Annotated in this window: 9 protein-coding genes; 8 read left to right on the forward strand and 1 reads right to left on the reverse strand. The window is 53.9% G+C overall.

Going from position 1 to position 12,473, the window contains the following annotated elements; translation table 11 throughout:
- The first annotated feature begins 10 nt into the window (after window positions 1-10).
- The 8 genes from gtfA to NSS64_RS05630 all read left to right on the forward strand — a co-directional run bounded on the left by gtfA (window position 11) and on the right by NSS64_RS05630 (window position 10,297).
- A complete protein-coding gene (gtfA, locus tag NSS64_RS05595) occupies window positions 11-1,477 on the forward strand; it encodes a sucrose phosphorylase (protein ID WP_341139474.1) in 1,467 nt (488 codons plus the stop codon).
- Between the two features lie 26 nt (window positions 1,478-1,503).
- Window positions 1,504-2,304 carry an alpha/beta hydrolase gene (locus NSS64_RS05600; protein WP_341139475.1) on the forward strand — a complete coding sequence of 267 codons (801 nt, stop codon included), beginning with the start codon at window positions 1,504-1,506 and terminating at the stop codon, window positions 2,302-2,304.
- Between the two features lie 156 nt (window positions 2,305-2,460).
- Window positions 2,461-4,179: a sensor histidine kinase gene (locus NSS64_RS05605; protein ID WP_341139476.1), complete on the forward strand. Its 1,719-nt coding sequence runs from the start codon at window positions 2,461-2,463 to the stop codon at window positions 4,177-4,179.
- A gap of 1 nt (window position 4,180) precedes the next feature.
- A complete protein-coding gene (locus NSS64_RS05610; RefSeq protein WP_341139477.1) occupies window positions 4,181-5,776 on the forward strand; it encodes a helix-turn-helix domain-containing protein in 1,596 nt (531 codons plus the stop codon).
- Between the two features lie 228 nt (window positions 5,777-6,004).
- Entirely contained in the window at window positions 6,005-7,546 is a 1,542-nt protein-coding gene (locus NSS64_RS05615) for an ABC transporter substrate-binding protein (protein WP_341139478.1), read from the forward strand.
- A gap of 70 nt (window positions 7,547-7,616) precedes the next feature.
- Entirely contained in the window at window positions 7,617-8,546 is a 930-nt protein-coding gene (locus tag NSS64_RS05620) for an ABC transporter permease (RefSeq protein ID WP_340939043.1), read from the forward strand.
- 12 nt (window positions 8,547-8,558) lie between these two features.
- A complete protein-coding gene (locus tag NSS64_RS05625; RefSeq protein ID WP_340993852.1) occupies window positions 8,559-9,452 on the forward strand; it encodes a carbohydrate ABC transporter permease in 894 nt (297 codons plus the stop codon).
- Between the two features lie 38 nt (window positions 9,453-9,490).
- On the forward strand, window positions 9,491-10,297 hold the full coding sequence (locus NSS64_RS05630) for a Nif3-like dinuclear metal center hexameric protein (RefSeq protein WP_341139479.1): 807 nt from the start codon (window positions 9,491-9,493) through the stop codon (window positions 10,295-10,297).
- A gap of 493 nt (window positions 10,298-10,790) precedes the next feature.
- Here the strand turns inward: NSS64_RS05630 and NSS64_RS05635 are convergent, their stop codons facing one another.
- Entirely contained in the window at window positions 10,791-12,365 is a 1,575-nt protein-coding gene (locus NSS64_RS05635; RefSeq protein ID WP_445667831.1) for a xylulokinase, read from the reverse strand.
- Window positions 12,366-12,473 lie beyond the last annotated feature (108 nt).

Here is a 12,473-nt window from a genome sequence, read left to right on the forward strand (position 1 = left end):
GCTTCTTAAGATGACACTGAAGAATCAAGTACAGTTAATTACCTATCCCGATTCGCTGGGCGGAGACCTGAAGCAGCTCCATCAGGTGCTGCACGGTCCCTTCGCCGGGCTGTTTGCCGGGGGGATTCACATCCTTCCGCCCTTTCCTTCTTCGGGGGACCGCGGCTTTGCGCCGTTGACTTATCTGGAGATCGAGCCGGAATTCGGCAACTGGGAGGACATCCGCAGTATCGGGGCAGAATTCGATGTGCTGGTGGATCTGATGGTCAATCATATCTCCAGGCAATCGCCGTATTTCCAGGACTTCCTGGAGCATGGCCGGGCTTCGGAATATGCGGATCTGTTCATCACCCTGGACAAGATCTGGGAGAATGGCGAGCCTGTGCGTGCGGATATCGAGAAGATGTTCCTGCGGCGGCCTCTGCCTTATTCTACCTTCACTACCTCCGGCGGGGGAGAAGAGAAGGTCTGGACCACTTTTGGCAAAACCGATCCTTCCGAGCAGATTGATCTGGATATCCATGCTCCGCTCACCCGCGACCTGCTGCGGCAGTTCTTTGAGAATTTCAAAGAGCAGAATGTCAAGATCGTCCGGCTGGATGCGGTCGGGTACGTAATCAAGAAGCTGGGCACCAGTTGTTTCTATGTGGAGCCGGAGATCTATGAATTCCTGGACTGGATCAAAGAGATGGCCGATTCGCTGGATATAGAGCTGCTGCCGGAGGTGCACGCGCATCACAGTATCCAGACTAAGCTATCGGAATACGGCTGCTGGATCTATGATTTCATTCTGCCTTACCGCGTGCTTGAGGCGCTTACCAGCAAAAACAATACGGCGCTGTACGACTATCTGCGGATCCGCCCGCATAAGCAGTTCACGATGCTGGACTGTCATGACGGGGTTCCGGTGAAGCCCGACCTGGATGATCTGATCGATACCAAGGAAGCCCGGGAGCTGGTGGATCTCTGCGTGGAGCGCGGAGCGAACCTGAGCCTGATTCTGTCCGAGGAGCATAAGGCCCCGGATGGCTTCGATGTCCATCAGATCCGCTGCACCTATTACAGCGCACTGAATGAGGATGACGATGCGTACCTGGCAGCAAGGGCGATTCAATTCTTCGCACCGGGTATTCCGCAGGTCTATTATGTAGGCTTGCTGGCTGGCCGCAATGATCTGGAGCAGGTCGCCCTGACGGGGGAAGGCCGGGAGATTAACCGCCATAACTATACGCTGGAGGAAATTGAAACGGAGAGTGAGCGGGAAGTCGTGCAGCGTCTGATGAAGCTGATCCGCTTCCGCAATGAATATAGCGCCTTCCATGGAACCTTCCGGGTGCTTGAGGGAGAGGCGGATGAAATTAGGCTGATGTGGGAGCAGGGAACAGCATATTGCCGGCTGCATATTAACCTGCAGAATTATAAGACTGTTATCGAATATATAGATCAGCAGGGACAAGAAGCGGTATACTGGGTCTGATTCTAATTCGTTAAGGGGGAATGATGATGGCTACAATGCAAATCAGCCTGTTCTCGGCAAGTCTGAAGCGGGAGGTCACGATCCAGGCCATATTGCCGGTGGATCTGCCGGAGGGCTGGGGACTTCCGGCCTGGTCGGGCCAGCCTTTGAGATCGCTCTATCTGCTGCACGGCTTCTCCGGCAGCCAGAACGACTGGCTGAACTTCTCCAGGATCAGGGAGCTGGCAGACAGGCATCAGGTGGCCGTATTCATGCCGGCCGGGGAGAACCGCTTCTATGTCAATGATGAGCTAAGAGAAGAATACTACGGTGAGTATATCGGCAGAGAGCTGGTAGACTTCACCCGCAAGCTGTTCCCGCTATCAGCAGCCAGAGAGGATACCTGGATCGGCGGCTTATCGATGGGAGGCTACGGGGCAATCCGCAACGGCCTGAAAAACGCGGAGCGCTTCGGCCGGATCATAGCCTTATCCTCGGCCTTAATTCCGTATAGAGTGGCCAATATTGCCCCAGACTATAAAGACGGAATTGCCAGCTATTCCTACTATACCAGCGTCTTCGGAGATCTGAGTAGGCTGCTTGGCAGCGACAAAGACCCTGAGCAGCTGGTGCGTGATGTGAAGGCGCAGGGACTTGCCCTGCCGGAGCTGTATATGGCATGCGGAACCGAGGATATGCTGCTGGATGTGAACCGCCGGTTCCATCAGTTCCTGGAAGGCGAGCAGGCCGCCCATTACTATGAAGAAGGCCCTGGCGACCATAACTGGGCGTACTGGGATAAGCATATTGAAGCTGCGCTGGATTGGGCGGCTGCTCCTGTGAGCTGATTAATAATTGGGAAAAGTGGCGGAGGAGAGACTATCCCAATACTAATAATTTTCACGTACTCAATCGCAAATTGCATACTTACACGCCCCTGGGTCTGGCCTAAGAAGGTATCGGCTCAGGGGCGTGCTGAATTCCGGGGAAAGGAAGAGGCGGGGATGATCCGAACCAACAGTATCGTGTTCAAATTTGCATTGCAGATGACAGTGATTCTTGCGATCCTGCTGTCCATCCTTGTTCTGAGTAATATCTACTCCCTGGAGGTGGTGCGGAGTAATGCACTGACCAGCTCGCGTAATACACTGGCCCTCTATAAGGCCAATATTCATAACAACTTCAACAATTTCTCCAAGGACCTCATTGAGGTGTTCGACCATAACGTGGATACTGCGGTGAATTCGGCGGGGATGGATGAGAACAGCCGGTATTTCAAGGTCCAGCAGCTCAAGAATAGCCTGCAGGCGAAAATAGCAGGTGATAATTCGAGCGACGGCATGTTCATCAGGCTCTCGGAGGAGCTGGTGCTGGAGCAGTTCAACCGCCGGATTCAATCGGAGGATAAGCTGGCTCTGGTGGATTTTATCAATATGCATAAATTCAGTACGGCTCCGGCAGCACCAAGCGGGGAATGGAAGGTCTTCCAGATCCGCGGCGAGTCCTACTTGTTCAAATATATTTCGTATTCAGGGGTCAGCTTCGGAACGCTGGTGAAAGCGGACACGCTGCTGGCCATGGTCGACAGGGGAGGCAATGATCAGAACCGGTATGTGTTAAGTGATTCGCAGGGCAATATACTGGCAGCGAGTAATATCTCTCTGCAGGAGGGCGAGTCGACGCTTGAGAGCTTAAGCAGGCAGTATAAGCGGGATTACCTGATTGTATCTGAACCGATCGGCGAGTTCGGGCAGATGACTCAAATGGTTGCCAAGGGCAGTCTGTTCTCGGGCCTGAAGCTGATTCAGTGGGGGATCGCCCTGCTGGCGGTGCTCTCGGTCATCGTGGTGCCGCTGGTGCTGCGGTTCCTGACGAGAGATGTGCTAAGACCGATTCTGGAGCTGGTGAAGGCGGCGAAGGCGGTTGAGCAGGGGCAGCTGGAATACCAGATTCCGCAGAATACCCCGTACTCCCTGGAATTCCTGAAGCTGTTCCATGCGCTGGAGTCCATGGTCAGTGAGATCAAGGATCTGAAGATTCAGTCCTATGAAGAACAGATCGAAATCAGCCGCGCCGAGATCAAGTATCTGCAGATGCAGATCCGGCCCCATTTTTTCCTGAATGCGATCTCAACAATTACGAGCCTAACCTATCAGAATAAAAATGAGGAGATCCGCCGCCTGATCCACTGCCTCTCCGAGCATCTCCGGTATATGTTCAGAGGGGGGCTGATGGAAGTGACGATGGAGGAGGAGATCCGGCATACTGAGAATTACATCCGGATGCAGGAGATCCGTTATCCTGAGCAGATCTTTTTCATGATCGAGATGCAGGAGGAAGCGCGGCAGGTGCCGGTTCCCCAATTCATGATTCAGACCTTTGTGGAGAATACGTTCAAGCATGCTATGTTCGTTCAGGAGCTGCTGTCTATTTTCATCAGGGTGCGGATGGAGCTGCGGGACGATAGTCCATTTGTCAGCATTGTCATTGAAGATAACGGGGCAGGCTTCGCTTCTGAATGGCTGGATCAGCCGGAGCGTGAAGAGGCAGGGGAGGACGGAGGCAGAGTGGGCATTGCCAATATCCGCAAGACCCTCAGGCTGCTCTACAAACGGGAGGATCTGCTTAAGCTGTCGAATATCGAGTCTACAGGTGCGAGGGTTGAGCTGTGGATTCCTGTGAAGCCAATTGAATGGAGCCAGCCCGGCTTAGAGGGAGGATAATATGCGTTGTATGCTGATTGACGATGATATTCCTACAATTGAAGCGCTGCGCGGTATTGTGAACTGGGAGGAATTCGGAATTACGGAAGTGCAGGCCGCCCATAATATACAGGATGCGAAGCAACTCTTCGAGAACGGCGAGCCGGATCTGATCATCTGTGATATCGAAATGCCCCGCGGCTCAGGGATTGAGATGATCCAGTGGGCGAGAGACCGCCAATATGAAGGCGGATTCATCTTCCTGACCTGTCATGAGAGCTTCACCTTCGCCTCCCAGGCGATCTCGTATGACGCCGACTCGTATCTGGTCAAGCCGCTGGACAAGCAGGAGCTGGAAGCGGCGCTGCGTAAGTCGATGGATACGCTGAAGAACAAAATCATGTTAGGCGAATACAGCAAGCTGGGCCATGCGTGGCTGAAGAACCAGGATCTGATAGAACGCAGCTTCTGGAGCGATGTGCTGACGGCGACAATCTCTCCCCGGCGTGAGCTTATCCAGAGTGAGGTGCAGAAGCGGGAGCTGTCCGTCCCGGTGCAGGCAGAATACAGGCTGCTGCTGGTAAGCGTTCCCCGCTCCCAGATTGAACGGGAATGGGACGAGAGCATCTTCCATTACGCCCTCTCGAACCTGGTCTCTGAAATACTCAGCAGCCTGGTGGGCAGCGGCCGGATGATTGCCTATCAGATGGATAAAATATTCTACAATGCGATCATTGCCGAGAATCCGGCGGATATGAAGGAGCTGGAGGCGAGCGCCGGAGAGATCATCCGGCTGTCCAGGCAGTATCTGAAATGTACGGCTACCTGTTACTTCAGTGAGCCTGCGGCGATCTCCCGCCTGGCGCAGCTCAAGACGGAGCTGGAGCAGGCGGACGAGTCGAACATTATTTTCCGGGGGAAGCTGCATTTGCCGAATAAGCCCTTCCAGGTAGATCTGACCGAGCGCTTCACCCTGGATACGGAGCTGTTCACCCTGCTGTTCGTCCAGAAGGAGAAGGCTCAGATTGTGAACCGGCTCAAGAAAGAACTGGAGCTGCTGACGAGTCTGAACAAGCTGGATGCGGCTACGCTCCATTCGATCCGCGAGGATCTGCTTCAGGTGGTCTATTCGCTGCTCGCGCGGCACCACATTCAAGCCCACCGGCTCTTCGAAGGTGAGCTCAGCCAGCAGTTGGCCCAGGATGCCGAGAGCAGCGTGTTCGACTTCATGAAATGGGCGCAGGCGCTGACGGACAAGACGCTCGATTCCATTAAGGAGGTGCTGCAGTCCGAAGGGGTGGTCGAGCGGGCCAAACGCTTCATTCAAGAGCACTATACCCAGGATCTGAGCCGGGAGGATGTTGCAGCCAGCGTATATCTGACCGCGGATTATTTGGCCAAGGTGTTCAAGAACGGGACCGGCCAGACCGTAAAGGAGTACCTGAACGACTGCCGGATCAGAGCGGCGAAGCAGAGGCTGGTGGAGAGCACGGCAAGCATCGGGGAGATTGCCATGGATACCGGCTTCGATACCATTTCCTATTTCTCCACTGTGTTCAAAAAATGGACAGGCGAAACCCCGGCAGCCTACCGTTCCAAGCACAAATCCGCCTTATAGTCATGACAAGGATGACCATTAGGAAGCTCCGCTTCTCCTACCGGAGGCGGAGCTTCTTGCTTCGTTGGCAGGGATCATTCCTAGGGTGTAACTTAGCTATGCAGAGCCGCGCGTCCCGTCACCCGCCCAGTGCGGTTTTTTATAAAAACAGCCCGTATTATTGAAAGCCCGCCCCCTCCAGGGCAAGTACAATGAGAATGTAAATATAGAACAGGAGGCATGATGACAATGAAGAAAAAGGGGTTAGGTTCACTGCTGCTGTCCATGGTAATCTGCGGTTCGCTGCTCTCCGCCTGCGGCGGCAATTCCAATACATCGTCCAAGAATTCCGGGGATACGGAAGCTAAGGCCAAGGTGGCTGAGATTGTATTCGCACTGCCCTCCTTCAACCGGATTCCCGACGATCTCAGTAAGGTAACGAATGCGATCAACGCCATCACAACGGAGAAGATCGGGGTGAAGGTGGACTTCCGTCTCTTCGGCCCGGCCGATTACGCCCAGAAGGTCAATCTTGCGCTCCAGAGCGGGGAGAAGATGGATGTCTTCACCACGCTCGGACAATTCTCCAACTATGTATCCAAGAGCCAGGTGGCTCCGCTTGAAGAGCTGCTTACTGAACACGGCAAAGAGCTGACAGCCATTCTGGACAAGGACTTCGGGCCGGATATTCTCAAAACCACCACGATGGACGGACATATCTACGGCATTCCTGTGAATAAAGGGATGGCGCTGCCGACCAATATCATCTACAACGCGGATATGCTGGCAGAGGCGGGCGTAGCAGCAGACTCCATCCAATCGGTAGAGGATCTGCCGGCCGTGTTCGGCGCAGTGAAGCAGAAGCTGCCGGATGTGGTTCCGTTCGGCCCGATCAATGTGAATCCGACGGATACGGGACTTGTGAACTGGATGAAGGGTGCAAGCAAGGTGGATTACCTGACCGATACCACCGGAGTCGGCGTCGTGATCGGTGACAACGGGAAGGTCGTTAACTTCTACGAATCGGATGTCTTCAAGAACGGGATTCAGATGATGAGAGACTGGTTCGAGGCCGGGTATCTGCAGAAGGATACTGCAACCACTACAATTACAGCGATGGAGATGGTGTCCTCGGGGCGCGGCTTCTCCTTCCTGGGCGGCTACAGCGGCATGGAGGTTGGCAAGCAGCTGAGTGCGCAGGTCGGCAAAAACATTGAGACCAAGCGCATCGCCCCGTTCTATTTCGATACCAGTGCGGTGAATTCCGTAACCTGGATGGTCTCCAGCACCTCGAAGGAGACGGAGGCCGCTGTGAAGTTCCTGAACCTGCTGTACACCGACAAAGAGCTGATTAACACTATTCTCTTCGGAATCGAAGGGGAGGATTACATCAAGGTAGATGAGCATCATGTGAAATTCCCGGAAGGCATGGATGCCAATACGGTACCTTATACAGCCATGCTTAGCTCAGGGATCGTAGGCTCCGAATCGCTTCAGTATCAGCTGGAGGGAATCGATTGGTCGGATGTGGAGCTGAAGCTGAAGGAGAATAAGGATACCGCAAGATCGCCGTATTTCGGCTTCATCTTCGACCAGGGTCAAGTGAAGACGCAGATAAGTGCTGTGAATAACGTGGTCAGCCAGTTCCTGCCGGCGCTGGTCAGCGGATCGGTGGATCCGGAGACCATCATTCCGAAATTCATCAGTGCGCTGAAGGATGCGGGTGCAGAGGCTATTATTGACAGCAAGCAGCAGCAGCTGGATGCGTGGCTTGCCGCACAACAGCAATAACTATTATATGAATGTGCTGAGGGCGGAGCGGTAACAGAGGCTCTGCCCCCGGCCATGGAGGTGAACCGGCATGACTGCCAGACGCAAGTCCCCATCCAAGCCGCTCAAAAAAACATTGCCGCTCCTCATACTGGCGGGCCCAGGCCTGCTGTATTTTCTCATTAACAGCTATTTCCCCATGTTCGGGGTGTTCATCGCCTTCAAGGATGTCAATTATGCCAAAGGCATCTTCGGCAGTGACTGGATCGGCTTCAAGAACTTCACCTTTCTCTTCCAGACCAGTGACGCCTGGATTATGACCCGCAACACGCTGCTGTACAACCTGGCGTTCATCGCGCTGGGAACGGTAGTCTCAATCATCATTGCCATTCTGATGTCGGAGCTGCTGAATAAGCTGTACTCGAAGCTGTTCATGACCGGGCTGATTCTGCCGAACCTGATCTCGATGATCGTGCTTTCGCTGCTCGTCTTCGCGTTTCTGAATGCTGACAGCGGGTTCGTGAACCATTCGATTCTGCGGCCGCTCGGCATACCGGAGATCAACTGGTATTCGGAGGCGAAATACTGGCCGTACCTGCTGGTCCTCATTCAGATCTGGAAGACGGCAGGCTACGGATCCATTGTTTATTTTGCCTCGATTGCCGGTATTGACAAGAGCATCTATGAGTCGGCCAAAATCGACGGTGCCGGGAAGCTCAAGCAGATCCGCATGATTACCCTGCCGCTGCTGAAGCCGACCATTATTGTGCTGGTGCTGATGTCGATGGGCCGGATTTTCAACTCCGACTTCGGCTTGTTCTATCAGGTGCCCATGAACTCCGGTGCGCTGTACAGCACTACCCAGACGATTGATACGTATGTCTACCGCGCTTTGATGCAGCTCAATGATATAGGAATGTCGGCAGCAGCCGGTCTGTATCAGTCGCTGGTCGGCTTTGCGCTCGTGCTTACGGTCAATGCCATCGTCAAGAAGGTCAATCCAGAAAACGCATTGTTCTAGGAGGAAATTCGGATGATCCAAACAAGAGGAGAACGAACGTTTACGCTGTTTTCTGCGGTCGTGATGATCCTGCTGACGGTTTTTGCATTTTTACCCTTCCTGCTGATTGTGATCGCTTCGTTCACCAATGAGACGACCCTGATCCGCAACGGGTACAGCTTTTTCCCGGAGCAGCTAAGTCTAGACGCGTACCGGTACATTAAGTCCTCGGCGTATATTTTCATCAGAGCCTACGGGGTTTCCTTTCTGGTGACGATCCTTGGAACCGCGATAGGACTGCTGATAACAAGCATGCTGGCTTATCCGATGTCGCGTTCTGATTTCAAATATCATAATACGCTGGCCTTTGTTGTATTTTTCACCATGTTGTTCAGCGGGGGGATTGTGCCTTCGTACATCATGTGGACCCAGTATTTCCATATCAAAAACACGCTGTGGGCGCTGATCCTGCCCAATCTGCTGGCGAACGGGTTCAACGTCCTGCTGGTCCGTAACTACTTCAAGAATAATGTGCCGCTGGAGATTATCGAAGCCGCCCAGATCGACGGTGCCTCGGAGCTGCGGACCTTCTTCCGCATCATGCTTCCGCTGTCCATGCCGGTCATGGCAACCGTCGGGATGTTTATGGGCCTGGCCTATTGGAATGACTGGATCAATGCGTTATATTTTGTATCTAAGCCGCAATTGTACGGGATTCAGAATCTGCTGATGCAGCTTATGAGCAACATCCAGTTCCTCAATTCCGGCCAGGCCGGGAATGTACTTGGAGCCGACACGGTATCCCTGCCAAGTACAGCGGTGCGGATGGCGATGGCGGTGCTGGGCATTGTGCCGGTGCTGTTCGTCCTGCCATTCATGCAGAAGTACCTGACCCGCGGCGTGATCATTGGTGCGGTCAAAGGCTGACAGGCTGACAATAAATAGATGAAGAGGAGAATGAGCGTATGAACGTGCAAGAGGTCATTGACCGGATTCTGCTCGATTGCTGCGGGGGACGGAGGCTGGAGCAGACCTGTGATGTGCTGGCGAGCGGCAGGGAAGAGATGGAAGTTACGGGGATTGTCACTACGTTCATGGCTACCGTAGATGTCATCAAGGAAGCCATTGCGATTGGAGCCAACCTGATTATCACCCATGAGCCAACCTACTTCACTGGCAAGGATACGCTGGACTGGCTGCAGCAGGACCCGGTATATCTGGAGAAGAAAAAGCTGATTGAGGAGCACGGCATTACGATCTGGCGCTTCCATGACCATATGCATCTGGCGGATACGGACCGGATCTATGACGGACTGCTGAAGGAGCTGGATTGGGCGGATAAAAAGCTGGATGACAAGGACGCCTGGGGGTATCTGATCGAAGAGACTACCGTGGGCGAGCTGGCCGGGTTCCTGAAGCAGCGGCTGGGGATGAAGGTGATTCAGATCGTCGGCAACCCGGAAGCGCCTTGCTCCCGTATCGGCATACTTGTCGGCGGTGGCAGTCTGGGCTTGGGCCGGGAGCAGATGCCGATGGAGCTGATGCAGGAGAAGGGTCTGGATGTGATGGTCTGCGGCGACATTACCGAGTGGACCTTATGTGCTTATGTGAACGATGCCGCCATGCTGGGCATGAACAAGGCGATGATCGTAATCGGCCACGAGCGCTCCGAGGAATGGGGCATGAAGTATATGGCCGGGTGGCTGGCGCCGCTGGTGGACGGGCTGCCGGTTACTTTCGTGGATGCGAGGGAGCCGTTTGTGTATTTGTGAGGCATTGGGCGGATGCTGAGTGAACGGGGCATTGTTCAACGAGCGTTCCGCTGTTTCGCCATTGTTCCGCCACTGTTTCACTGCTCCTGTCGCTGTTCCGCCAACATTCCTCCATCATTCCATCCTCTGGGGTCTGCACCTGGGTGGACGGACTGGAGAGCCCTTATTTTGAGGAAAAGCCTACTTTACACCGCCTATCGGACTGAGATGCACTTATTCATCCACTAAGTGATGTTAATCGGTGGAATTACCACCAATAAGAGCCCTGGAGTCCGTTACTTGCGTGAAAAGCGGCTTTTTCGCGGAATAAGCGCCTCTCAGTCCTCTGGGCAGATCCCGCAGAGTCAAATGCAAATGATGCTGGGCCTGGCCCAGGCCAGTTATGCCGCAAGCCTGGCATAAATCAAAGGCAGCCATCCCCCGCTACGGGAGTATGGCTGCCTTTTATACTACTGCAAGACGTAATTGCCCGTAGCTCTGTACTTTATTATTTTCATACGAAATCTCCTCTCTTCCGGTTCTCTAGCAAATGATCTACCGCCGCCTGCTCGATGGGCAGCCCCTTGGTGTAACGCTCCATATAGAGGGCAAAGCCGTCCACATCTGCAGGGTCAGGCGATACCTCCTGTCCTTCCACATTACAGAACACCTTAGAGGCCAAGTAATCCGCCAGGCTCTCATCCGGCTCCTTATGTATCATATAAGAGGCTAGAATTGCTATTCCCCATGCGCCACCCTCACTGGCCGTAGACAGGACTGAGACCGGAACATTCAGTACAGCCGCACAGATCCGCTGGCCGACTTGCGGGGTGCGGAACAATCCGCCGTGCGCTGAAATACGGTCAATCGTTACCCGTTCCTGCCCGGTCAGAATCTCCATTCCGAGTCTTAACGCAGCGAAGGCGCTATACAGATGCACCCTCATGAAGTTAGCCAGCGTGAAGCGGCTCTGCGGCGAACGGACGAATAGCGGACGCCCCTCAGCAAGTCCGGTGATATTCTCGCCTGAATAGTAGCCGTAGCTCAGCAAGCCGCCGCCATCCGCATCCGCTTCCAGTGCCTGATTCAGCAGAACGCTGAATAACTGATCCATGTCGGGCGTCCGCCCCATAGCCTCATGGAATTCACGGAACAAGCCGACCCAGGCATTCAGATCGCTGGAGCAGTTATTGGCAAGAACCATAGCAACGGGGCTGCCTTCCGGTGTATTCACAATATCAATCTCAGGGTGGACCGCACTTAGATTCTTCTCCAGTACAAACATGGCAAAGACCGATGTCCCCACGGAAATATTGCCAGTACGTTTCCTCACACTATTCGTAGCAACCATACCTGTTCCGGCATCGCCCTCCGGCGGGCATAGCGGAATACCGGCCTGCAAATGGCCTGACGGGTCGATCAGCCGGGCGCCTGCTTCACTGAGATTTCCTGCTTTCTTACCAGCCGTATACACTGTAGGCAGGATATCTTGCAGCTTCCATGGGTAGTCCCTGCCGGCAATTAGACTGGTGAACTGCTTCACCATAGCTTCATTGTATTGCTTCGTTGCTTCATCGATGGGGAACATCCCGGAGGCATCCCCGATCCCGAGAGCCCTGCGGCCCGTCAGCAGTAAGTGAATGTAACCCGATAGAGTCGTAAGATAATCTATCCGGGCAACATGCTCTTCACCGTTCAAAATAGCTTGATACAAGTGGGCGATACTCCAGCGCTCGGGGATTTTGAACTGGAATGTCCTGCTTAGCTCCGCTGCGGCTGCGCCAGTAGTAGCATTGCGCCAGGTACGGAAGGGAACCAGCAGCTCTCCCTCCTGGTCTAGCGCAATATATCCCTGCATCATGGCCGAGCAGCCTATAGAGCCGACGGTTTGCAGAGTGACGCCATAAGTCTGCTGAACCGCTTGCTGTAATTGCTGATAGGCGGCTTGCAGCCCTTGAATCACTTCACTGAGATCATAGGTCCAGTAACCCCCGAGGAATCGATTCTCCCATTCATACGTACCGGATGCAATCGGTGCAAAGTGGTGATCCATCAGCACAGCCTTGATTCGCGTGGACCCGAACTCCATCCCAAGCGACGTTTCTCCCCGGACAATCGCTTGTTTAACTGAATACCCCACAATAGCGCTTCCCCTCTCTAGCTAAAATTGTCCAGAATATAACATATACAAGCAATA

The organism is Paenibacillus sp. FSL H8-0122, from assembly GCF_038005345.1.
In the GTDB taxonomy this organism is placed as follows: domain Bacteria; phylum Bacillota; class Bacilli; order Paenibacillales; family Paenibacillaceae; genus Paenibacillus_AQ.